The sequence below is a fragment of the Proteus mirabilis ATCC 29906 genome (assembly GCF_000160755.1).
GTDB lineage: Bacteria > Pseudomonadota > Gammaproteobacteria > Enterobacterales > Enterobacteriaceae > Proteus > Proteus mirabilis.
In genome coordinates, this window is the sequence record NZ_GG668578.1 from 107,555 (window position 1) to 132,911 (window position 25,357).

The window sequence follows — 25,357 nt, forward strand, 5'->3', positions numbered from 1 at the left end:
AGTGTCGGTTGAGCCGTCTGGTTTAGTAATAGTGAGTGTCAGTGTGTCACCTGCCGCACCTCCCCCCCGGTACAGTCACTTCGGTCTGTACGCCATCTTTTAGCTCGTCAGCATTTACACCGTCCGCAGCTTCTGGAATGATCACCACTGGTGTGGTATCCACCGTACCATCACCATCTGTATCGCCCGGGATTTGTCCATCAACAGCAAAATCTACTTTGTTTCCTGGTTTGGCTGGATTATTGCCTTGAGTTATGCTGACATCGACACTGTTTTGGCCGTTTTGTACCGCATCTTTAGGAATATCAATCGAAATCTTACCTGCAGCAACATCATCTTTAGTTACAGTGTATGTAATCGTTTCTGTAGTATTATCTGGACGAGTGACCGTTAAGGTAATTTCCGCCCCTTCAACCGTACCCGCTGGCAAAGTAACTTCTGCTTGTAAACCGTCTTTCAGCTCTTCTGCATTCGCATAACCATCGTCAACTTCTGGAATGCTTAAAACAGGTATATCTGATACGGGATCAGGTTTGGCTGTTACAGTAACATCATCACTTTTATTACCACTCGGATCTTTCGCACTTGCGGTAACATCACTATTATCTTTTATCTTATCATTAGGGATAGTGACTTGATTGTTATCTGTATCAGGAATTAATTCAGGATCACTTGATGTCCAGCCATTATCTCCCTTTTCTAATGTGACAGTATTTGAATTACCATCCTCATCTTCAAAAGTAACATCTACAGAATCACCTTTATTGGCATCTTTTGGTAAATCGATAGAAACAGAACCATCATCTTCAGCAGTTAATCCTGGCTTACTCGGCGCGGTAATATCAGCCTCATTACCTTTATTATTGTCACCACCATGATTTCTATTAGCTAAAAAGATCGCTAATGCACTACCGATTGAACCAGCAACCCATAAAAATAGACCAATTCCATCATCATTATCAGAAAGAGTACCTGTTTCACCAGCAACTAAATGTTCTAAAACAGGACCATCTTGAGTAATAGTTGCTTGTCCCATTACACCATTTGAATCTAAAACATTTAAAGTGGCGTAACATTGTTGTTCCCCTGGTTGGCATTCTTGCCAAAAATCTTTAATAACAACTTCTATATTTTGTTCTTTACTAGATAAAATAAGATCATCCGATTTACGATGCGCTTGAATATCTAATGGAGAAAGTTGAGTATCTGAATCAATTAACTGATACACATCCCCTGCTTTCGCCGTTATAGTATGCTTAGCATGAGGTTGTAATTGTACTTTCTCGTTTGAATTCTTTTCAAAAAAGATTATATTCATATATAACTCTCGTATAAAATGTCTCTAAATTAATTTAGAGGCTATCTAATGTAATACTGCTAACATCTATAAATATCTACCTTTACTTTCTATGACCTATCCTTCTCCTATTATTTATTTCAATAAATTCAAATTGACATAAATTATTATCAACAATAGAAAATGAAGATGTTTCTTTCTCTATCAATTTAATAAAATGAATCATTGGAATATCAAAAAAAGCGCATACTCTAAGTAGGAAAGATACACTCCATTGAACTTCTCCTCGCTCAATCCGTGAAAGGTGCTGTTGACTTATTCCAAAGGCTTTTGCCAATTCGCATCCTGACAGCAAAGAACGTTTTCTTAAAAATTTAATCTCTCGGCCTAAAATCTTATTTATGTCCATAAAAATACCAACATAAGGTTTTAAAAAATACCAAGATAAAATAACCAATTGTTTTAATTATATTTTTTACATGAAAACAACATTACTCTTTTTACTCTCACCTACTGATATCTCTTAACATATACATCTACCCATAACTAAAACAATCCAAATAAGAGTAGCAATACTCTATTTATGAGAACTTTACGCTTTTAATAGAATTCTTTTAAGCCAACAAAATGATAAATTAATCACCCATTATGATAATTAACAAAATGATAAAATTAGACCAAAAAAGCAAAAGATAAATAATAACAATTAACATCTTTAACATAAAAAAACACCAAAAATGTTAAAACAACCTTTTTACTTAATATAAAATTCCCAAAAAAGATAAAGATATATGGAGGATCTAAAAACTCTCTAAAATAAATAGGAAAAAATAAAGTAACAAATACCTCACAGAAAAATAATGCAATATGATAAAAAATAACCCAATTAGATAATTAAATCTAAAAACGTTATTTTTTAATTTATTTATTTCCATCAACATGATAATAATTTATTTACAAAAGCTTATAAATTAATAATTTTGTTTATTGTTAAATATACAAACAAAAATAAACCATTTAATATTAGATTAGGAAGCAAAAGAATTTAATATGAATGCCTATATAGATAATACTTTAAAATTTAAAAACATTATTTTCTCTAACCACATTCTTTTGTTAATTAGAAAAGATTGTGAAATATCCATAACAAAAGATAATGTTAAATATCAAATAGATAACGACAGTATCGTTTTTATAAAAAAAAATTCAGCATTAGATATTATCTTAGGAAAAAATAAAATGCCTGAATTTATATTTTTATCTCATGAAGTTATGATGGAAGTATTAAAAATTACTATTAACAATAAAAAAGAGGAAGTTACTCAAGATAATAATAAAGATAGCTTTATAAAACAAGCAAATCATGAAGATATTCTATTTTTCAATAGATTAAAAAATAAATTTAATGATGAAGTCATTACAAATAACAAAACTTCGCTTAGTCAGATACTAAAAATCGCATATTTACTGTTAAACTTTGATATACCTAACCTTATATTAAAATCAAAACCAGAATTAACATCAGTAAAAGTAAAAGATATTATTATTAGTGACTTACAACATAGCTGGTCTCTAAAAGAGATTAGTAGTAAATTATTTATTAGTGAGTCTTCATTACGAAAAAAACTTGAAGCAGAAAAAACTAATTTTATGACTTTATTAACAACGGTAAGAATGGCACACGCAATGAATCTTCTGGCTACAACAAATTTAACAATAGGACAGATATCTTCATTGTCTGGGTATAAAAATACTTCCTATTTTATTAAAAAATTCAAGAAGTATTATAAAAGCTCTCCGAAAAAACTTAAATGTCTAAATTATAGGGATAAGATAATTTAAAGAACAAATGTTTTTATCTAATTTACCTGAATTAAATATTTCTATATCATAGCCATCTCTTCTCTTGGCTTGCAATAGCGGTAATTCTCTCATATAGATAATATTGGATAAAATCATATAATCTTCCCAAGAGCCTAAAAATGAAAATAGATAATACTTTAGACCTTCTTTATTAAAGGAAAAATTATAATCATGAATATATTTTATATTATATTTTACAGTAATTTTATTTTTAACTTTACTACTAAGGAAATAATTATAAGATACACACAAATTATCATTTGATGAATCAACAAGACTTTTTATTATTTCAATCTGTTTTTTATTTTTATAGCCTAGCCCCTCTATTGCAATATTTGACTTAAAGTCAAAAGGAATAGAAATATCAAAAAACTTAAAATCATCAGAATTATTATCAAGCAATCTATCTTTTGATAAATAAATTAACTGACAATTTATTTTTTTAAAATCAAATACTTTATGTTGAGGTCGATAATATCTAAAATCCCAAAATTTACTTTTTCTATAAAATTCAGGCGTTACCTTAAAATATCGTTTAAAAGCTCTTGAAAAATTCTGCTGAGAAGTAAAAGAGTAATCATTAGATATTTCTGATATAGAATACCGAGTTAATTTAAGCAAAATAGCTGACATAGATAACTTTCTAGACAAAATATATTTAGCAATAGTTGATTTTGTTTTATGCAGAAATAGATCTTGAAAATATCTTTGACTATAACCAGATTTTTTTATTACATCTATTGTTGAAATTGGTTTAGTCAGATTATCTTCTATCCAATCAAGGATATCGTTAATTATTTTATCATGCATTTTTTATCCTCTTTAAAATATATTTTTATAGTATTATAATTGTGCTATTTCATTATTATTTATCAAAACCGCTATAGTATCTAATTTTAAATCAATATTTTTACATTATAGCCCAAATAAACCATTATAGTTCAATTAATAAAAATTATTTATAAAATCATTTTTATCAATAAGTTAATTAATCCCAAAAAATTTTAATACGTTACAATCGTATTATTTATAAATTTAATCACTCTATTTCAAAAAAAATAAGCCTCTACTTATCCTAATGATAAATAGAGACTTATTCAGATAATTATATGAAAATATCTATCAATTATATGCTAAATCATAATATGTCAATCAAACGTAGCGATTAGCCAAGCAGTACCTTGATAATTTCCCGCTACTGCATTAGAGCCTTTTAATGTGCTCCTTATTGTAATGCTTTGAAAATCTTTAATACTTGTTCTTAATTCTGTTCCTGCTTCTTTACCGGTATTATTATCGATTAAAACTAACTCACTATAAATTTTACTCTGTAGATCACCAATATTAGACAGAGGTACACGTTTTAAAGGATCATCGTCTTTAATATAATCTAATTTAAACTTTACTTTTGTTAATGATGAGAATTTACACTCATAATTTACTGTTGATTTTACTTCACTAAAATACTCTTTGGCATTCATTATGCCATGATTTAACTCCAATTTACTCGAGTTAATACCATCTATTTTTACTGTGCATTTAGAAGGTATCATGATATCAGAATTTTCTAAATGAATAGGAGCCGTTGTTTTAGAAAAATCCCAAGAATTAAAAGGGGGTGGAGCACTACCTGGTCCTCCATTAAAAGCTCTTACATAACCAGCTAAATTAGCGTTAGGAATTGTAACATGATTATCAATAATTTTCTCATTGATATATATAGTAACACTAATAGGGAATTGTTGTTGAAACATACTCACTGGTGCCAGTTCACTTCCATCACCAGCAGGATAACAGGCTGATATCCAAGGATCACCATTTTGCCACCATTTACCTACAGCCTGACCTTGTAATGTAAACACAACATTAGAATTAACACGATAAGCTTGTAATCCATCAATAGTTATATTGGCAGAAGGCTGATAAACAAAAACACGATGCCATGCAGGAGGACGTCCAATATTTGGGGGCCCCCAAAAAAAAGCATTGCATTTTACTCCACCTCTTGCCTTACTACCTGAAAGTGAATAAGTATTTCCCACCTTATAATACTTACTGCCATCACTGGCTATAATAGGTGATGATGCTATAGTCGCATTACCCCCAAACGATACAAAAAAACCATCACTTGGATTATCAATTTGTGGAGCATAATCTGCATTAGATAAAAAACTAATAAATAGTAAGCTTGTTAAAAATATTCTTAACATAATAAATATCTCTAATTATAAGTAATGAGCACTGACATCGATGCATTGAAAAATCCTTTAGGTAATTCATTTATTGGTTTTGTATTAATTAATTCAGATTGTATATCTATTTTACCTTTATTATTTAATATCTCTGGATAAATTTGTTGTTTTTTACCAACATCGATTGATGTATCTTTATCCATCGTTATATCGCTAAAGGATATACCAAGTCCCTCTACTGAGGTTGCTAATATATTTCTACCTTTAGCCATCATAGAACCATTAGCTTTAGGTGAAATAACAATCGCCAAAGATTTTGTTAAATCACATTCACTGATAAATATTGAAAAACTTTTCCTTGGAGGTGAAATATTTAATTTTTCAACATTGACAATATCAAAATTTACTTCAATTGGATCATAACCGTCAGTACTCGTAATACTACATGCTGGTGCTAGCATTGTTGCTGATATATTAATAAGAACATCAGCATTCGTATTTAATACACATGCTATCCAAAACATTAAAATTTGAAGTAATTTATATTTATAAAAATGGAAACTCATCATTCATACTCAACTGTGAATGTTACAACACTGATAAAATCACCAATATTAATATTGCGTTCATTAGGTTTACTAGCAAAAACACCAAATTTAATTTTTTGCATTTCACCTACCTTTTCAACTTGAGAAAACTGCATTGGTTTATTAAGCTCAATCAATTTATCATCACTATTTGTGATACCAAGTAGAATATTTGTATTACCATCAGTAGCAATGTAATTATTTCCATCAATTACAATCACACTGTTACTTTTCCAAGTAATAGAAATTGTTTTTGCTAAATCAGTATCACTACATTTTTCTATATTTAGAAAAAAATATTTGATTGGGCTACGTCCATATTCATTTAAATATTGCCAACGTAAATTATTAATTGCAATTTCTTGTTCTAATGAATCAGATGATAATTGACAAGTGGTGCTAGTTAATATCCCACGAAAATTAACATCTAAACTAGAATTAGCACTAACAAAATAACTAAAAAAAATAATTAATAATAACACTTTACTCATAGTGCATCTCCAAAAGATAATTACTTGCATTTAGTGAAGAAAAATAAACATCATTTTTCCCATTATCTAATCTTAGATTTTTATTAAAAATCACTCTCTTTAGTTTAGTATTATATAAAATCAAATCTACAGGTGTTTTTTTAGAAAACTGGCTAATGTTTATTTTTTCAAAATTATCTCCAGCACCACAATTAAAAAAGTTATATTTAACTGTATATTTTTGTTCACTAAATAAAAAACTAGTGTTTTTTTCTTTTATAAAACTATATTCAGATTGACAAGGTGAAGCATTGATAGCTAATTTTACTAATATGATCCCCTTATGCTCATGTTGATAATCTGACTTTGTTGCTGCATCAATAGTCCATGCATAAGCAGATAAATTAAATGAATAATAAAATATAACCATTAATAAAAACATAATTAAATTATTTTTAATGCAATATAATTTATTCATTTTTATTCACCTGTTTATAATAACTATTTTTCATCAATAACTTTACAAGTATCATCTTGACAATTAAATACTAAAGTTGGTTTTCCACCATAATCATTAATATAAGTTAGATGTGGTTTTTTTATAAATTTAGCGATAATTTCCTCTTGCGACTTTGGCTCTACCATAATCACTTTAAAATCACTATTTTCAGCACTACCTTTATCATCACCAATACCTATTACGGTTAAATAAAATGGTGTTTCATTATTAATGATATAGCCTTTACTAATTCTTGTTAAAGTAATTTTATGTGGCCATTTAGTCTCAGCTTCGTTTAAAATACCCTCAGGCCTATAAAATAGCTTGACACGAGATTGTAGTGCAATTTGTAAGGTATTAGCACTTTTTGATTTAGGTGGAACTTCACGTAAATTAAAATAGAAAATAGATTCTCTATCTTTAGGCAGATTAGCAATTTCCGGCGTTTTACTTAATCTAACGAGGCTATTTCTTTTAGGCTCAACCCGTTGTAATGGTGGCGTTGCCAATATTGCTCCTTTAGTTAATTTATTGCCATTAATATCTTCAATCCAACTTTGTGCTAAATAAGCCTCTTCTGGGTTATCATTAATAATAGTAATATTTACAGCATTTTCATTCCCTGGAAATATTATTCGAGTACGATCTAAAGTAACTGCTCCATATGAAAAAAAAGATATTGTCAAGCAAGTTGTAATAACCATTTTAATAATTAGCATTGCTAAAGTAGAATATTTCATATAATTCCTTATAATTTTAATAAGTTAAAGTACATGGTAATAACAACATATTAGCGGTTGGATCAAGCGTGTTTGGTAATTCTAAATAACATTGCTTTTCACCATTCCAGTAAACAGATAGTTTCTCTTGTGGTGAAACACCCACTATCCAAGTCACTCCATCTTCCCCAATAATACCCAGCTCTCTGTTTTGCTCATTACGAACGCTAGCGCCAAAAGGCGGTGTTTTACCATTATTTAATTTAATAACAACAAACAATTTTTCACCTTTCATTACTTCTAATTTTCGATAACCTATTGCCCCTTTAGTTAACGTAATATCTGTCGATGCTCCCAATGTATCTAAATTATCTGGTAATTTACTGGTATTAATAGTTGTCGTTGTTTTTCTATAACTACTTACCGTAGGAATAACTGCAAGTCCCATAAAGTTTGTCGATATTATTCCATTATCAAGAGGGACACCGCTTACTCCAGGTGTTTCAATCATAATTCTAGTATCACCATTAGAAGATCTATGTAATGCAACACCATGAGAAGTTATCGTCATACCGCTATTCATAGATCCTCCAAAACTACGATACAAATGAGGAACATAACTAGCATTCACCGTCATATCAGCCTGTGATAAGTTTTTAGAATAATATCCACTGATGCTAGATTGGCTATTTAAGTTATTGCCATTATTATAACCAAGACTAATATTATAATTATCAGTATCGCCATATCTGTTATAACCAATATTATGGCTATATTGGTTATACCCACCCGAGCGAGAGTAGTTTTCTGAATAACTAATGCTTTGATTATTATGTAATGGAATAGATAAATATAAATTTATAGCATCATCTTGATATCCAGTTCCTCGCTCAGTTCTTGTTGCAGATAATGATAAATTGACATCGTGAGTTGATAGCCAAGGTAAATTAATATTTGTACTTGCATATACTCCATATTGACTCTGATTATTATCCCGCCAATATGTACTATATTGATAATTTAGCGATATACTAAATTTATCAAAATATTTATTTAAATAGACCTGATAATTTTCTTTCGGTGAAAGTCCTGTATATCCTGTTCTCTTTTCATCCATAAATTGACTCAATGTACGATAATTTCTATCAGTAAAGCGATATCCAGCAAATGTTATATCTGTACGAATATCATCAAAAGATTTGGCATAATTTAATCGATAAGAGCGTCCTTGTATTTTCCAATCTGATAATCGAGAAATCGATTGTGTAATATCTAATGATAATGCACCAAATTTAAATAAATCACGCCCTATACCTATTGCGAAAGATTTATAATTCTTATTTAATTGAGAACCACCATATAAGGACCAAGCATTATTTAAGCCATAAGAGAATTCACCACCAATAACTGGAGAACCAGTCACCCGATGATTATCATAACGTGTTTTCCCCATCACTAATTTATAAACCAATCTACCTGGCCTAGTTAAATAAGGTAATGATGCTGTATTTAAACTAAACTGACGTTCTTCACCATCTTCTTCTCGGATTGTTACATCTAAAACACCTTTCACACCACTGTCTAGCGTTTGGATACGAAATGGTCCCGGCGGTACTGTCGTTTCTAATAATATCCTATCTTTATTACGAACAGTGACTGTCGCATTCGTATTTGCTACGCCTGTGATTTCAGGCGCATACCCTACCAATTTAGGAGGTAACATTCTGTCATCACTTTCTAAAGAAATACCACTATATTGCCAAGACTCAAAAATATCCGAATAAAAATAATTTTCACCAACAGAAAGCAGAGATGCTAATTTCTTTAATGAGATAAACGCATACAATCGATTAAAATCAAAAGTACGATTTTCATATTGGCTATTTTTCTCTTTATTTCTTTGATAAGTCGCACTGTAATCACCTCTAAAACGCCATGCACCTAAATTTATTCCAGCAGTACCATTAGTCGATAAATAAATTTGCTTATCATTATTTGCATACTCTGTAGCTAAAACATTTGCGCTATAATCAATAAATGCACCATTAATCCCCTCCTCCCAATGAGCAGGAGGTACCCAATAACTATCTTGATATTCTAACCAATATTGTGGGATGGTTAATTTAAGAGATAAGCTGGATAAGTCAATATTCATCTGACTGCCCGTTAAATTAGAAAGATCAATACATTGATTACTATCATAGTAATTAACTAATTTTTTAGATGAATCCTTTAAATCTAATAGCTCTAAGATATTTTTAGGTAAACAAATAGCATGAAATGGTTGTTGAAAAATATCTATATTAGGTATCACTTTAATTTTCTGTTGTTCACCTAAGCTTTGTCCATTTTTTATTATTGAAAGCTCATACTCTCCAGGCATAATATATCCCACGTTAGAAAACTGACTAATATCAATATTTTCAACATCTACGGCATCTAGTACATCGGTATTAAACTCTGTTGCATGTGTGCACATAGAATTAATACTAATGACCAAAGCGACAAAGATCCTTATTTTTTTAATATTGAGCATAATCATATTTATCCATCATAGAAATATTATACTTTTAATAAATTTACATATAAAATATTACTGGTAATCTATAAAGAAACTTATTATTCCTTGATAATCGCCAGCTTGAATATATTCCCCAGTCAATCCTAACTGTAAAAAAAACTGTAAATAAAGCTGAGCTTGTTTATTACTTGTTCTTAATACACTATTTTTTAGTGAATAGATTTTATTTGGATAAATTAAACTTTTGTCTTTATCCAATAAAAATATACTTAGCCCTCGTGAAGGTCCTGTTAATAAAAAAGAATCTAAATTCGATGAAACATATCCATTAAATTGGATATTCCAAGTCTTACTATCGATAGTAGAAAACAAATTACCACAATTTATTAATTCAATAGTCAGAGGTTTTTCTTTTTCTTCTAAGAAAATATCAGAAGAAAGCATGGGGATAGTCAACGAAGAGAAATCAATCACCTGATATTGATTTGACATAACAATAGAACATGGTGTTGATATGATAGAACCTGACATATAGGTGATCCCTTCATAGCGATAATTTAATTCATTCGCTTGGGCATTTATAAAAAATGAAAAAACACTCATGAGAATAGTTATTAAATTATGGCAGTATTTATATAAAAAGATCTCCATTACTATTACCTTTTCTATTAAAATAAAAATAGCTCCACTAATATATAGTGCTATTGGTGGAGCTTAATTAAATTATTCGTAAGTAATGCGGAAATTAGAGATCGCGCTAAATGTACCTTCTACCACATCTTTAGATGGATCGACGACTTTTGCTAATGCTTTAAATGTTAAAGTATTATCACCAATTTTATTAACAATTCGTGATAGAACATCTGTTGGCTTACCAAATTCAAAACCATCGATTGCAATACCTAAATTATTTGTATTTCCTGTAGATGTCGCTAACAATGTTTTACCTGCATCAGCATAATTTTGACCAGTAAATACCATATTCATGGTTTTAACTGGTACAGGGTTACCTGAAGCATCTTTACTAAACTCATCAAAATTACAATTAGTAAATTTTATAGAAAACTCCTTCTCCGCGGCCTGACCAGATTCTAATGATTTGCGAGATAACTGGCCAAACTTAACATCTTGCTCTAATGATTCTTGATCAATATTACATGGAGTATTTACAACAGTACCACTAAACTTGATAACACCTGTATTAGAATTATCAGCCATAGCATTTAAAGAAATAGCTGAAGTAGCTAATAGAACTGTTAATGCTATTTTATTAAATTTCATACATCATTTCCTTTATATTTGACTATTTTAGTATTTACCGACATTGAGATAGGCTATCTCATAAAAGAATATCCTTATTCACGCATCCCTATTAAAAATATAAATATCCATATTGGAATCTTGTCCATAGAATTTAATTTAAAGTTAATCACCAGAAATAATTTTAAATTTATCACTGATGATAACTTTTAATAGATATTGAATATTAAGATCTAGAACATCAGATATTAACAATAGCTTCTCAAAGCTTATTTTTGACTCTGCTGTTTCATATCTAGATACCTGCTGTTGACTGACATTTAACTTTTTAGCTAAATCTTCACCTGTTAGTCCTATCGCTTTTCTTTTTGAACGGATCTCTTTCCCTAAGTATTGATGAATAGCTTTAGTATCGTAAGTTTTATCAATTTCGTATTTTTCTCTTTCCATAATCTATTTTCTATTAGCTTTATAAAAATGGGATATATCATGCTAAAATACGAGCATGCCAGTTACTGCTTTATGATTGTATTTTATTAAAACTAACTTTTAACTTTGTTTCGCAATGTTGTTGATGCAATAAATGCTACATGAGTTATTACAATGCGTGTTAGCAAAAAAACTACAAAACTCCCAAAATTCACAAAAAATAACAAGCATATCAACATGTTAGATAAAAACCAAAATCAACTTAATTGATTTATTTAACTTTAATTTTAGAAGTGATTTTACTCATTTTTAAATAAATTTAATTCCAATACCAATTTATTTATAAAAGCTTTCCACTAATTCCCTGAGTAACACCCCCATTATAAATAAATTTAAATAATGGTAATTCCTAAAGATTATAGAGACTTATAATATTAAATAATAAAATTCACATAGTTAATCTATACGAATAAATAAATAGATATCTTGCTTTATTTGTTACCAGTAAGTTTCTAATTGTTATTTAAATGTATTAAAATGCGATAAACAAATTTTTTAGTTTTTTTAACTTGAAAAAATATTTTTTTAGCTTTATATATAAAAAATACTCCTTTTCTAGCATTAAGAAGAATAAATATCCAAATGACGTATTGGCGGCACTATGTATCTAATTAATGATGACATTATATTTTATAGCGATAAAAATTTATTATTTTCAAAAAAACTTAATAAAGAAAAGAAAATTTTAGCACCTTCATCTAAAATGCTAATACATCTTATTACCGTTAATGAATTAGTTACGCAACGAGAATTATTTAGAATTGGCTGGGGAGATAAAGAAAAATTTATAACTAATAGCGCTTTCTATCAAAATATTCTTTTATTAAGAAAAGCATTTAATGAGCTAGATATCGATGATGAGATTGTCATCACCGTTCCTCGAAAAGGGTATATCATTAATCACAATATTAGTATTGAAAAACTATCTGACAATAATATTCAAGATATAAAATTAATCAATGAAAATAAAATTAGTGATATTCCTCACATAAAAAAAGAAATAGAAGAAGATATAAATACGAATATTAATAATAAAGATCACTCTTTATCATCAATAAAAAAAACAAGCATATCTTTATCAAAAAAGAAATTATTTATTATTATATTTACATTGATAGTCTTATTTTTTGTTGTTATTTTTACTTTTAATTACCTAGATAGTAGAAAGCATAAATTATATAACTATAGTAACTGCGGAACATATAAAAAATATAATTTATTTTGTAATAAAGAAATATTAAATGAGGAAAAAGAAAATTTAATTGATAATTATATTTCTAGTTATTCAGATTATAATTTCATCTATATAACTGAAAGTGATTCTTATTCACGAACATCATTAATATTATGTAAAAAAAAGTTTAGTCCTATTAATTTCTTGCATAATCAATGTGTGTCTATTTATGTATTGGATAATAAAAAATGAAAAAATATAGTGCTATTAGTGTATTAGTTATCATTTTAAGTTTAATGATTTATTTTAGTTTTTACTTCAATCAAGAAAAAGAAAATGTAATAAATTGTGAAGCAAAGTTAATTATTTATGATAAAGAGGATACTAAAGCTAATTTAGAATTAATGTTTACTTTAGGGGAGGAGCAAGGATGGGCAAGTATTCGAGGTGTTATTGATTATAACGGCGATTTGATCCCAGTGTATAGAAAATCTTTTTTTGATATAACCAAACTGAAAACTAGCTACAAGCTAGCATCTACACAGATCCTTATTAACGATAATAACAGTGAAATTATCAATAAAATAATTCCCAATTTATATGTAAAAGAAGGTTGGCAAAGAAGTCTTTCTGTTTTTAGTCAAAACGATGGTGGTTATTTATTCTCATCTAACAATGTATACTCATTTTATTGTTATTAGTATACAAAAAAGACAAATATAAAATTCTCTTTTTTACGATTGTGGTAGTATCTGCGTACAATTTTTAGACTAAATCAAACAGTAAAAGAATCACTTGTGGAAAACAACCTGCTAAAACTACAATAACTTTATCACACAGCAGATAAATACAGAAAAACGCTCATGACAGATACTAATAAAAAAAAGTTAACAATCAATGATATAGCCAAACTTTGTGGTGTGGGCAAATCGACTGTTTCAAGAGTACTTAATCAAGATCCTATGGTTAATGAAGAAACAAGGAAAAAAGTTAACTCAATTATTGAGAAATATAAATTCACACCGTCAAAATCTGCACGAGCAATGCGGGGGTACTCTAATCGTTCTTTTGGTATTATCGTCACTCGCCTTGATTCTTATGCGGAAAATCAAGCAGTTAGTGCCATATTACCTATCCTTTATCAAAACAACATTGACCCTATTATTTTAGAAAGCCAATTTAGCCAAGCCAAAGTAGAAGAAAACTTAAAAATGCTCGCCCACCAGAAAATCGATGGCGTAATATTATTTGCATTTTCAGGGATCAATGCGGCTAACTTAGCAAGTTGGAAACAAAAAATGGTTGTTATAGCAAGACCACTAGAAGGTTTTGTTTCCATTTGTCATGACGATGAACGAGCTGTTAACGCTTTAATGCATTATTTCCATCGAGACAAACATTATCAACATATAAGTTTTATCGGGATCCAAATTAATGATGAAACAACGGGTTTATTACGTTATCAAACTTATCTTCAATATTGCCAGCAACATCAATTAATATCTCAAGCTCAACTTGGTGAACTTAATTATCAAAGTGGCTATTTACTTGCCAAACAAGCATTAGCAAGCAAGCCTCAAGCTATTTTATGTGCGACCGACTCTCTGGCCTTTGGTGTACAAAAATATTTAGCCGAACAGAAAATAGATCATATTGAGGTGGCCTGTATCGGTCGTAATGATCTACTCACCTTTTTATTTCCTCAAACTAAATTCTATCGATTAGGTTTTAGAGAAAGTGGACAAGAAGCTGCTAACATATTGATACAAATGCTAGAAAAAAATATTCCTGCACAAAAAATCATTATATCAAGTCATGACTTAAACCCATGATCAAATAAATTAATGATCATTAACTGTGATCTTTATCTTGTTATGGGAACGTTCCCATTGGATAAAAAGAAAGATCTCGATATATTAAAAATAACCCTACTATTATGAGAATATTAATATGTCGATACCTCAAGACAACCAAGCCATTGAAGAGTTAATTACTCTTGTTGGAGGTTCAGATAATGTTATTAGCGTTTCACACTGTCTAACCAGATTACGTTTTGTTTTGAATGATCCCAATCTCGCTGATATAGATAAAATTAAAAAAATATCTTTTGTTAAAGGCTGTTTTAATAATGCGGGTCAATTTCAAGTTATTGTTGGTATGGATGTTGATATCTACTATAAATTATTAATTGATAAGCTTTCATTAAAAGCTAAATCTAAAGATGATATAAAATCTGACGCGAAAAAGAATATGGGATTCTGGCAAAAGCTGATTGCCAATTTAGCCGAAATTTTTGTTCCATTATTACCTATCTTAATTTGCGGCGGTTTATTGTTAGGATTAAGAAATGTTATTGGCGAAATGCCTATATCAGATAATAAACCCCTCACTTATTTTTATCCTTGGTTAACGCCAATATATGATTTTCTCTGGTTACCTTGTGAAGCCATCTTCCATTTTCTACCTGTGAGTATTTGCTGGTCGAGTGTAAAAAAGATGGGTGGTACACCTGCACTAGGTATCGTACTAGGCATAACCTTAGTTTCTCCACAACTAATGAATGCTTACAATTTAGGTTCACAACTTCCTGAGGTTTGGAATTTTGGTTTATTTACTATTGAGAAAGTAGGTTATCAAGCCCAAGTGATCCCTTCGATTTTAGCGGGACTATTTCTGGGATGGTTTGAGACTAAATTACGTCGTTTTATCCCTGATTACCTAAAATTAGTTATTGTGCCGATTGTAACTCTTATTGTCGCCGTTTTTGTTGCCCATGTTATTTTAGGCCCTATCGGTAGAAGCATAGGTGATGGTCTCGCCCAACTGATCAAATTTTTAATGTTAGGTGATTTTGCCCCTATTGGTTCAACTATTTTTGCCTTTTTCTATTCCCCCATGGTGATCACCGGCTTACATCACACAACGTTAGCGATAGATTTACAAATGACTCAAAGTTATGGCGGTACACCTATTTGGCCGATTATCGCTCTGTCTAATATTGCTCAAGCATCCGCCGTTGTAGGCATTATTATCGTTAGCCGCAAATTAAATGAACAAGAAATTACTATTCCGGCAGCTATCTCTGCTTATTTAGGTGTGACAGAGCCAGCCATGTATGGCGTCAACTTAAAATATGGCTTTCCTATGCTGTGCGCCATGATTGGCGCTGCGCTAGCGGGTTTGATTTGTGGATTAAATAATGTGCTATCTAATGGTATTGGTGTCGGCGGATTACCCGGTATTTTATCTATCCAACCTACTTATTGGTTAGTTTATTTATTGGCAATGATAGTGGCTATTGTCGTCCCTATTGGATTAACCATTCTGGTCTATCGCTATAAAGAAAAAGCAGGCACCTTGCAAGTCGATTAATTTAATCTCAAACTAAAGGTTAAACATGAATTATATCTCTGTTATTCTTTCTGATACTGATATCACCATTAAATATCTTTCAGAAAAAAGCCATTATTCATTTAATACCACAAATAGCCATTACCTTGATTGGCTAAATATGGCTAAAGCTATTAATCATAAATTTAAATCTGCTCAAGGTGGTTTGATATATTCGACAAGTAATAAATCTGATAGCGCTATTATTAAAACCATTGATAATAAAGTAATAAATTTATCAAATTTCTTTACTGAAATATTTAATAAACCTTTTATTTATATCAATAAAGCGCAGCTTGAACATCATCATGATTTAGAAGAAAAAATGGTTACAGTTGCCAATAACTTTGCTTGGTCAATTGAATATTCAGGCTTAGAAACAGGAAAAGATGAATATTGCCAAGAGTCTCTCTTAACTACGGCCAATGGTTATATTGGGTTAAGAGGAACTTTGCCCGAAATGACTATAAGTGATGAGCACTACCCTGCTACCTATATTGCTGGCCTATATAATCAAGCAAGTTCACAAATAGAAAACCATCAGGTGATTAATGAAGATTTTGTTAATGCACCTAATGGACAATTTATTTCTCTTAAAATTGGTAAGGGAGAATATCTTCATCCAAAGCAACTGATAACACACCATTTAACACGTCATTTAGATTTGAAAACGGGTGTATTCACTAGCCAATGGCGTGTAGAAACCCCTGAAGGACAGCAACTTGATATTCATTGTACAAAATTTGCCAATATGGCTGATATGTCACATTACGCCATTTTATATACCTTTAAACCATTAAATTTCTCAGGTGAGATAACGGTTATAACTCGCCTAGAAGGAAATACTTATAATTACGGTGTACAACGCTACCGTAGCCTTAATCCCCATCATTATCATGTGCTACAAACTGGAGCGAATAAGCAACACGCATTTATATTAGCTCAAACAGATCAGTCAAAAATAGGGATCGGATTATCGTCAACAATCAGGGGGGATTTCTTTGCAAATGAAGATATTGTTTGTCATGTTTCAGATACGCTTGTTGAACAAACCATCACCTTCAACGCTCAACAAAATACCACCTATCAACTTGAAAAATGTGTTGCTGTAACAACCTCTACGGCTTACCCAGACTCATGGCAAGATGTGATTAATTGGGAACAACAACCTTTACACAGCCAATTGATAAATAGCCAAAAAGCATGGAAAACGTTATGGGATAGTGCCGATATCTCGATTTCTGGCGATCTGATGACCCAAAAATTACTACGCTTACATACCTTCCATTTACTGTCATCCGCATCACCATTTAGCAATCAGCAACATCAATTAGATGTTTCAGTCACCGCCCGAGGGTTACACGGGGAAGCCTATCGAGGCCATATTTTCTGGGATGAGATCTTTATTCTGCCATTTTATATTATGCACTTCCCTGAAACCGCACGCCAACTATTACTATATCGTTACCACAGGCTACCTGCTGCGCGTCTTGCGGCACGAGCAGAAGGATTTCAAGGTGCTATGTTCCCTTGGCAATCAGGGCATGATGGTAGTGAGCAAACCCAGACATTGCATTTAAACCCCTTATCAGGGCAATGGGATGCCGACCATAGTTGTCGTCAACGTCATGTCTCATTAGCGATTGCCTATAATGTGTGGCTATATTGGCTAAATACTCATGATCACCAATTTATGGAACAGTATGGACTTGAACTACTCAATGACATTACCTTGTTCTGGTTAGACCAATGTCAGTGGGATGAAGGCGATCAACGTTTTCATATTAATGGAGTTATGGGGCCGGATGAATTTCATGAGAAATACGCAGACTCACTTGAAGGTGGCTTAAAAGATAACGCATACACTAATTTAATGGTGGTTTGGTTGTTTAATCAAATAGAGATGTTCATAAACAATGATCGTTTTTCTAAAAAATTACAACAGCTAAACAGCCAATCTAGCGTTTTCAATAAAATACAAGAAGTTAAAAATCGTATTGCTATCAATATTGATGCTCATGAAATTATTGAACAGTTCTCAGGTTATTTTCAATTAAAAGATCTGGATTGGGAAAGCTATCGAAAAAAATACGGCAATATCTATCGTATGGATAGAATTTTGCGTAAAGAAAATAAATCTGCCGATGATTACAAAGTTGCTAAACAAGCAGATACCCTGATGTTATTTAATAACTTAGATAAGCAAACCGTACATTCCCTAATTACCTCTCTTGGTTATTCAGTTTCTAAGCACTTTGCTGAAAAAAATCTACATTACTATTTAGAAAGAACCTCTCATGGTTCCACACTGTCACGCATTGTCCATGCTTATCTCGCAGAACAAATACAGTTACATGATTTGTCATGGCAACTTTATCAAGATGCTCTTTATTCAGATTATAATGATATTCAAGGTGGAACAACTGCCGAAGGTATTCATACTGGTGTCATGGCGGCAACATTAAATACCACCATCATGGCTTATGCCGGTGTTGATATTCGTCAGGATATGTTGACCATCACCCCTTCACTCCCTCAACAATGGCAAAAACTAAGCTTTAAATTATTGCATCGCTCTACTTTATATCAAATTAATCTCACTCATAAAGAAATTAGTATTTTAAGTGATAAGCCCAGTACTATTTTAATTAACCATCAAACGCATAAGCTAACCGCCAATACGTTATTAGTATTAAATTTAAATGGAGACACGCAAAATGACTAAAGGTCTTATTTTTGATCTGGATGGCGTAATTGTTGATACCGCCAATTACCACTATATTGCGTGGAAAAAACTATCTAATGAAATAGGAATTGATTTTGACAAAGAGTTTAACCATTTATTAAAAGGAATAAGCCGAATTGAGTCATTAGAGCTTATTTTATCTCATGGTAATAAAAGTGATGTTTATTCTGCGGATGAAAAAAAATCATTCACAGAAACAAAAAATAAATATTATCTTGAGTTATTAAATAATATTACTCCAAAAGATATTTTACCGGGTGTTTTAGATCTAATAGAACAAGCAAACAATAATCACATTCCTTGTGCTATTGCATCAGCTTCAGAAAATGCCCCAACCATATTAGAAAAATTAGGCATTAAGCATTATTTTAAGGCAATTGTTGATCCTAAAACACTCAAAAAAGGCAAGCCCGATCCTGAAATATTTTTGCGTGCGGCTGAGTTTATTCACATTCCACCACATTTATGTATCGGATTTGAAGACTCGATTGCTGGAATACAATCGATTAAACAAGCGGGCATGTATGCAATTGGCGTTACTGCTGACGGCCCCTTACCAGAAGCAGATTTAGCTGTTCACTCATTAACTGAAATAGATATTCATTCACTTTTTTAATAAAAAAAACATGGGGATAATAAACCTCCATTATTCCCGATATAAGGAATAAACAATGAACATCAAACACCTTGCGATAGCGACTTGTATCGGCATTGCCGTGCCGACAATTGCTCACGCCAATACAAATGAATTATCGATAGAACAACGTTTAGCTCGACTAGAAGAGAGAACGTTAGCCGCTGAAAAAAGAGCTGAGTTAGCAGAGCAACGTGCCGCTAAGTTAGAAAATGCGTTAAAACAAAATCAGGCGCTTAATAACAATCTATCACAAACTAGCGAAACTATAACTGCGCCACCATCATCGCTGATAGAAACAAATACCGGTTATGGAAAACTCAAGTTATATGGTGATGTTGAATTTAATACAGATATTGCAAGTAAAAAAGGTCAGCTAACCTCCATTAACATGCGCTCAGGTAAAGAAAAAGACTATGGCGATTATGATAAATGGGGGATCAATGGGCGTATATTAATTGGCTTAGACGGAGAGCGTCTGTTAGATAATAAAAATTATGCAGGCTTCACTGTTCAACCACTGGCAAATATTGATGGTAAGGTATCACTTGATGATGCCGCTTTTTATTTTGGTAAAAAAGAGCGTTGGCAATTTAAGTTAGGTCGTTATGAAGCTTATGACATGTTCCCGCTTAATCAAGATACTTTTGTTGAATATTCAGGCAACACTGCAAATGATACTTATAGTGATGGTTTTGGTTATATCTACATGATGAAAGAAGGTCGAGGGAGAAGCAATAGCGGTGGTAGCATGATGTTTAATAGCCAATATAATAATTGGTATTTTGAAACTAATTTATTAATTGAAGATGGAACGTCTATTTTTGCTAACAAGGAATATCACGGAAATAAACTATATAATAATAAAAATGTTATTTATTTTCGCCCAGTTATTGCATGGAATAACAATAATTTTAAAGTTGCTGTAGCCTTAGAAAAAAATATTATCAATAATGCTTATGGTTATGATGATAAAAAAACGGGTGAATTTAGAGATCAATCCAAACGCAACGGTTATGGATTAACTTTAGGCTGGAGTAATCTACAACAAAATCCTGAAAATGGTGTCACAATAAATTGGAATACCGCTTATTTAGACGCTAACGATGAGAACGACTTTACAACAGGTACTAATATTTTATGGCGTAAATTACAATTAGGCTATATCTATGCCCATAATAATATTAAGTCATATACTATTAATAGTGATGATGATAACAATAATGATGTTATATTTGGCCCAGGAAAATATAATATCCACACTCTCTATTCCTCATATGAATTATCTAATATTTTAGATATGGATAATTTTAAAATCTATTTAGGTGCATATTATTCTGTTATTAATGGTAAAGATATTGAAATAGAAAATAGCGATAAAGATCGTTATGGTGTAAGAGCACGTTTTAAATACTTCTTCTAGATTTAATTATTAATATATTGGATGAGAATATCATCCAATATACCCCATGAGAATAATTTTCATTTATATTAAAAATAAGAAAGATTAATATCAGTACAACATCTTATTTTATTTATCTTTTATAACATCTTTAACACAATAATGATTCATTTATGAAATAAGTCAGAAATATATCTCTTTTTAATTACGCCCTATCTCACAGAATATAAAATCCCTCTTATTTACCATTGACGAAATAAATTCTGAGAAGTAAATATAATAAGTAACGATTATAAAAATAGCAGACCATCTATAAAAGATGGCTTTTTTAATCTTTTATTTGTCTCATTTTTTAGACAGTTTTACAGAAAACACCGGAGAATAACCTTATGACTCAACCAATTACAGCAACAGACTTTTCAATTAATGATATGAAAACATTAATTGAAACAATGCAAATTTATAAAAAAGATAACCATGACAAAGGGATAACACGTATTGCCTATAGCGAAGAAGATGAAGCAGCCCATCTCTATCTTGCTAGTGTAATGAAAGAGGCAGGCCTTGAAGTCTATCGTGACGGTATTGGCACACTCTACGCTCGCTTACCGGGGCAAGATAGAACATTACCCGCCGTAGGAACAGGCTCTCACCTTGATACCGTTCCCCAAGGGGGCGCTTATGATGGCGCCTTAGGAGTTATTGCTGGTTTTTATGCTTTGATGCAATACAAACCACAACAACTGAAACGTGATCTAGAGTTAATTGTATTCCGAGCAGAAGAATCGAGCCGATTTGGGTTTTCATGTATCGGAAGTAAAGTGCTAACAGGGAAAATTGACCGTACTCGATGGGAACAAAATAGAGATGATGAAGGTAATAATTTCTTTGATGTTTTAAAATCCCTTGGTTATCAGCATGAAAACTTAGATCAATGTTTACTTAAATCAGACCGTTATAGTGCATTTGTTGAATTACATATTGAACAAGGTAAACGTCTAGAAAACGATCAAAAAACAATTGGAATTGTCAATGGTATCGCTGCGCCAACACGCTTTTCAGTCACCGTAAATGGCCATGCAGACCACTCTGGTGCAACGCCAATGTATCAACGTCAAGATGCGTTAGTGGCGAGTGCGGGTATTATTACTGATATCAATCATGCTGCCTGTACGGAAGCGGTATACGGCACCGTAGGTACCATTGGTAAACTTAATGTCATACCAAACTCGATGAACGTTATTCCAGGGCAAGCAAAATTCTCCGTGGATATTCGTGGTATTGATACGGACAGTATTCAACGTGTTGTACAGCGTTTAACAAACAGTGTTGAGAAAGCAGAAAAAGATTTTGGTGTAAAAATAATAGTGCAACCTATTTCGGCTGAATCACCAGTAAAACTGGATGACTCAATTTGCCAAGTTATTGAAAATATTTGTCAAAAACACGATATCAATTATATGACTATGTTAAGTGGTGCCGGTCATGACTCAATGAATATGGCATCTTTATACCCGACAGCGATGATTTTTACCCCCTCTGTTGCGGGGATTAGTCATCACCCAGATGAATTTACGGAGTTTAGTGATATTGCAATAGCTGCAGATATCTTAGCGGAAACATTAGGTGTTCTAGCTAATCAATAATGACTGATAATCTCTTTTAAGCGTGTAATGGCATCATCATTTTTTATTGCTTTTGCCCATAACGTATCAAACAGAGATTGATATTGGAATATTGCTTCTGTTGATGAAGATACTGTCGCAATACCCGTACTTACATTAGGAAATTCACCTAAACGAAATGGACTAACCGCTAAAGAGAGAGGTGCTTTGTTTTGATAAAACAATTGAAAGGTTAAAGATGGCATCGTATCTGAAATAATCGCAATATTAAGATGACTATTTTTTTGCTCTAACTTTTCAATTAAATGGCTGATTTCTTGTTTTGCGCGTTGTTTTCTTTCTTGTTGAATGGCTTTACTTACATTAACAGAGCCTAGCATACCAACATAAAGAAATTTTTCGATTTGCTGTTGACTAATTAAATTATAAATATGCGGTGAGTGTAATGATTGATGCTTTTTACGTTCTTTTAAAATAGATAAAACTTCTTGTTGCTTCTTTGTTAGCGCATTTTCAGGAGAGGCTTCTGTTAACATTTCGACAAGCGTTTTATCATAACAATCAGAGGTTAATAAATAAGAAAAGGGTTCGAAATGGGTATAAATATGGGAAGATTGTGTTTCAAGTTGGCGCATTCGTTCAAAAAAACCATTAGCGCTAGAGTAATACTCCGTATTAATACCTAATAAGCTACTTAATGAGGTGTTAAGTAATCGAGCAAGATTATCTAATGTCTCAATTTTAACGATTTCACCCTTTTCTAATCGATAGACAGCGGCACGGGAGATCCCTAAACTTTCAGCTACATCTTCAGCTTTTAATGAGGAGGCAATACGATAAGCACGCAGTCGATGACCAATGGACAAGTAATCTATCTTTTCTCTTGATATATAAGACATTTTATTATTGCTCCACCAAAGATAAAGAATATGTATAAAAAATAGACATCAAATAATTTAGCCATATATAGTTTAAAGGAAATAGATAATAAAAAATATTACCTTCTTCACATAGAAATCAAACAAATCGCAGTAGTACCTAGCTGATAACATAAATTAGGTTTTAAATTAGGTGTTATCAAAAAGATAGCCTCACCAGGGAACTATCATAATAATAATAAATAGAAAAGGCACTGTAATCATATTGCAGTGCCTTTTCTATTTAACAGGAAACATATTATCTTATTAACAATACAATCAACTAATAATATAACAACATAATAATGTAACAAAATACTGACATGTGTTTTTTCAAAAAGAAATAAAAAATTAAAAACACAATAATTAGCAAATTATTAAATAATAAAAATGCAAACTATTTATAATAAGCACACAAATAGTTTATTTTTAAATAATAAAGGATATTATATGGAATTAATAAAAAACACTAAAAAACCGACTGTTTTCTATTTATCTGAAGGGATTATATCAACAGGGGTTATATCTGGCTGGCCTAAAAATTCAACAGATGGAACAACACATCTCACCTATACATTTCCTAATTACAGTGATCGGTCAGAAAATATAAGAAAGAAATACCCGATAACAGAAAGTCAAAAAAAAGAAACGCTAAAGAATATCGCAGAGTATTACAAATTAGATTATGAAATAAAGGAAAGAAAAAAAGAACTAGAAGCCATTAAAGATAGTGAGGATCCCAAAAAAAGAATTCAGGAAATAAATGAAGATATAAAATTAAAGACCGAGAGAAGATACGAGATAAAAAAAGGCATACCTTTATATTTTTCCGTTACAACAATGACGATATTTCCTCATCAACAAGAAGTTGTCACAGAAATTTTACAATTGGCTTCAGATTTCGCAGACCTTACTTTTACTAGAGTACCTATACAAAAAAATGCCAATTTAAAGTTTGGCTATTACAAGCAGTTTGCAACTGGTTATTATATGACGAGAGAAACAGTAGGCTTTGCTAGTAAGCCTAACTATAATGGTACACCTATAAAAGAGATCGGGCAAAATGAAAGTTATGATTTCTCTGGGAGCATATTTATTAATTTAGCTTCTCATGATTTTTATCAATGGGTCAAACGGGATAATCTTGATAAATATATAGAAAATGAGGCCAATATCGGCGATTTATATAATTACCATGATAATAATCAAGTTGCTATAATAAAAAGTACGGATGTGTTACTCAACGAAACAATGAAAAGTAAACACAAACTAGGATCACAAATATATTATGTTTTTTTGCATGAATTAGGTCATGCACTAGGGCTAGAGCACATAGATGCATATTTGAAAAATATAAAAAATAGTGCAATTGAAACATATAAATATACAGTTATGGGCATGGGATTTGCTGATATTAAAGATGCAGATTTTGGCGGTCTTTATCCTATGACCTTTATGCTAGTAGATATATTATTATTACAATATCTCTATGGCCCAAATATGACCACACGCCTTGAAAATAATACCTATGGATTTAATTCCAATACGGGACGCGCCGCTTACTCTTTAAAA

General features: G+C 31.3%; 23 protein-coding genes. 10 read left to right on the forward strand and 13 right to left on the reverse strand.

The features are described 5' to 3' along the window. Positions 1-46: 46 nt before the first annotated feature. Positions 47-1,318, reverse strand: a complete 1,272-nt coding sequence (locus tag HMPREF0693_RS19285; protein WP_004244869.1) for a hypothetical protein — start codon at positions 1,316-1,318, stop codon at positions 47-49. Between the two features lie 82 nt (positions 1,319-1,400). Next, complete coding sequence (locus HMPREF0693_RS08650) at positions 1,401-1,706, reverse strand: helix-turn-helix domain-containing protein (RefSeq protein ID WP_004244870.1); 306 nt, start codon at positions 1,704-1,706, stop codon at positions 1,401-1,403. Between the two features lie 641 nt (positions 1,707-2,347). Here HMPREF0693_RS08650 and HMPREF0693_RS08655 point away from each other — a divergent pair. After that, on the forward strand, positions 2,348-3,139 hold the full coding sequence (locus HMPREF0693_RS08655) for a helix-turn-helix domain-containing protein (RefSeq protein WP_004244871.1): 792 nt from the start codon (positions 2,348-2,350) through the stop codon (positions 3,137-3,139). Here HMPREF0693_RS08655 and HMPREF0693_RS08660 read toward each other — a convergent pair. From HMPREF0693_RS08660 to HMPREF0693_RS08705, 10 genes are all read right to left on the reverse strand, one after another. Continuing rightward, positions 3,113-3,970: a helix-turn-helix domain-containing protein gene (locus tag HMPREF0693_RS08660; protein WP_004244872.1), complete on the reverse strand. Its 858-nt coding sequence runs from the start codon at positions 3,968-3,970 to the stop codon at positions 3,113-3,115. The genes HMPREF0693_RS08655 and HMPREF0693_RS08660 overlap by 27 nt on opposite strands. A 338-nt stretch (positions 3,971-4,308) precedes the next feature. Next, the gene (locus HMPREF0693_RS08665; RefSeq protein WP_004244873.1) at positions 4,309-5,370 is read right to left on the reverse strand and encodes an MrpH family fimbial adhesin; all 1,062 of its coding nucleotides are present in this window, start codon (positions 5,368-5,370) and stop codon (positions 4,309-4,311) included. Between the two features lie 11 nt (positions 5,371-5,381). Then, positions 5,382-5,921, reverse strand: coding sequence for a fimbrial protein (locus tag HMPREF0693_RS08670; protein WP_004244874.1), 540 nt, complete (start codon positions 5,919-5,921; stop codon positions 5,382-5,384). Then, complete coding sequence (locus HMPREF0693_RS08675; RefSeq protein ID WP_004244876.1) at positions 5,918-6,430, reverse strand: fimbrial protein; 513 nt, start codon at positions 6,428-6,430, stop codon at positions 5,918-5,920. The genes HMPREF0693_RS08670 and HMPREF0693_RS08675 overlap by 4 nt, the downstream gene beginning before the upstream one ends. Next, complete coding sequence (locus HMPREF0693_RS08680; RefSeq protein WP_004244878.1) at positions 6,423-6,887, reverse strand: hypothetical protein; 465 nt, start codon at positions 6,885-6,887, stop codon at positions 6,423-6,425. The genes HMPREF0693_RS08675 and HMPREF0693_RS08680 overlap by 8 nt, the downstream gene beginning before the upstream one ends. Positions 6,888-6,910: 23 nt before the next feature. Further along, the gene (locus HMPREF0693_RS08685; RefSeq protein ID WP_004244879.1) at positions 6,911-7,648 is read right to left on the reverse strand and encodes a fimbria/pilus periplasmic chaperone; all 738 of its coding nucleotides are present in this window, start codon (positions 7,646-7,648) and stop codon (positions 6,911-6,913) included. Positions 7,649-7,664: 16 nt separating this feature from the next. After that, positions 7,665-10,169: a fimbria/pilus outer membrane usher protein gene (locus HMPREF0693_RS08690; RefSeq protein ID WP_004244880.1), complete on the reverse strand. Its 2,505-nt coding sequence runs from the start codon at positions 10,167-10,169 to the stop codon at positions 7,665-7,667. Between the two features lie 51 nt (positions 10,170-10,220). Continuing rightward, positions 10,221-10,799, reverse strand: a complete 579-nt coding sequence (locus tag HMPREF0693_RS08695; RefSeq protein ID WP_004244881.1) for a fimbrial protein — start codon at positions 10,797-10,799, stop codon at positions 10,221-10,223. Positions 10,800-10,871: 72 nt separating this feature from the next. Further along, positions 10,872-11,429 carry a fimbrial protein gene (locus tag HMPREF0693_RS08700; RefSeq protein ID WP_004244882.1) on the reverse strand — a complete coding sequence of 186 codons (558 nt, stop codon included), beginning with the start codon at positions 11,427-11,429 and terminating at the stop codon, positions 10,872-10,874. A 144-nt stretch (positions 11,430-11,573) separates the two neighbouring features. After that, complete coding sequence (locus tag HMPREF0693_RS08705; RefSeq protein WP_004244884.1) at positions 11,574-11,858, reverse strand: helix-turn-helix domain-containing protein; 285 nt, start codon at positions 11,856-11,858, stop codon at positions 11,574-11,576. A 640-nt stretch (positions 11,859-12,498) separates the two neighbouring features. Here HMPREF0693_RS08705 and HMPREF0693_RS08710 point away from each other — a divergent pair. The 8 genes from HMPREF0693_RS08710 to HMPREF0693_RS08745 all read left to right on the forward strand — a co-directional run bounded on the left by HMPREF0693_RS08710 (position 12,499) and on the right by HMPREF0693_RS08745 (position 22,889). Then, positions 12,499-13,323, forward strand: coding sequence for a winged helix-turn-helix domain-containing protein (locus tag HMPREF0693_RS08710; RefSeq protein ID WP_004244885.1), 825 nt, complete (start codon positions 12,499-12,501; stop codon positions 13,321-13,323). Next, on the forward strand, positions 13,320-13,772 hold the full coding sequence (locus HMPREF0693_RS08715) for a hypothetical protein (protein ID WP_004244887.1): 453 nt from the start codon (positions 13,320-13,322) through the stop codon (positions 13,770-13,772). Before HMPREF0693_RS08710 ends, HMPREF0693_RS08715 begins: the two co-directional genes overlap by 4 nt. Before the next feature lie 162 nt (positions 13,773-13,934). Further along, entirely contained in the window at positions 13,935-14,903 is a 969-nt protein-coding gene (gene treR, locus HMPREF0693_RS08720) for a trehalose operon repressor TreR (protein WP_004244888.1), read from the forward strand. A gap of 118 nt (positions 14,904-15,021) precedes the next feature. Then, positions 15,022-16,443, forward strand: coding sequence for a PTS trehalose transporter subunit IIBC (treB, locus tag HMPREF0693_RS08725; protein WP_004244889.1), 1,422 nt, complete (start codon positions 15,022-15,024; stop codon positions 16,441-16,443). A 25-nt stretch (positions 16,444-16,468) separates the two neighbouring features. Next, complete coding sequence (locus tag HMPREF0693_RS08730; protein WP_004244890.1) at positions 16,469-19,186, forward strand: glycoside hydrolase family 65 protein; 2,718 nt, start codon at positions 16,469-16,471, stop codon at positions 19,184-19,186. Continuing rightward, positions 19,179-19,823, forward strand: a complete 645-nt coding sequence (gene pgmB / locus HMPREF0693_RS08735) for a beta-phosphoglucomutase (protein WP_004244891.1) — start codon at positions 19,179-19,181, stop codon at positions 19,821-19,823. The genes HMPREF0693_RS08730 and pgmB overlap by 8 nt, the downstream gene beginning before the upstream one ends. 55 nt (positions 19,824-19,878) lie before the next feature. Beyond that, positions 19,879-21,264 carry a carbohydrate porin gene (locus HMPREF0693_RS08740; RefSeq protein ID WP_004244892.1) on the forward strand — a complete coding sequence of 462 codons (1,386 nt, stop codon included), beginning with the start codon at positions 19,879-19,881 and terminating at the stop codon, positions 21,262-21,264. A 368-nt stretch (positions 21,265-21,632) separates the two neighbouring features. Further along, entirely contained in the window at positions 21,633-22,889 is a 1,257-nt protein-coding gene (locus HMPREF0693_RS08745) for a Zn-dependent hydrolase (protein ID WP_004244893.1), read from the forward strand. Here HMPREF0693_RS08745 and HMPREF0693_RS08750 read toward each other — a convergent pair. Next, positions 22,883-23,767, reverse strand: a complete 885-nt coding sequence (locus HMPREF0693_RS08750; RefSeq protein ID WP_004244894.1) for a helix-turn-helix domain-containing protein — start codon at positions 23,765-23,767, stop codon at positions 22,883-22,885. The two genes, HMPREF0693_RS08745 and HMPREF0693_RS08750, sit on opposite strands and share 7 nt — an antisense overlap. Before the next feature lie 468 nt (positions 23,768-24,235). On the opposite strand from HMPREF0693_RS08750, the gene HMPREF0693_RS08755 reads away from it, so the two are divergent. Beyond that, a partial coding sequence (locus HMPREF0693_RS08755; RefSeq protein ID WP_036932352.1) for a matrixin family metalloprotease occupies positions 24,236-25,357 on the forward strand: 1,122 nt, incomplete at its 3' end.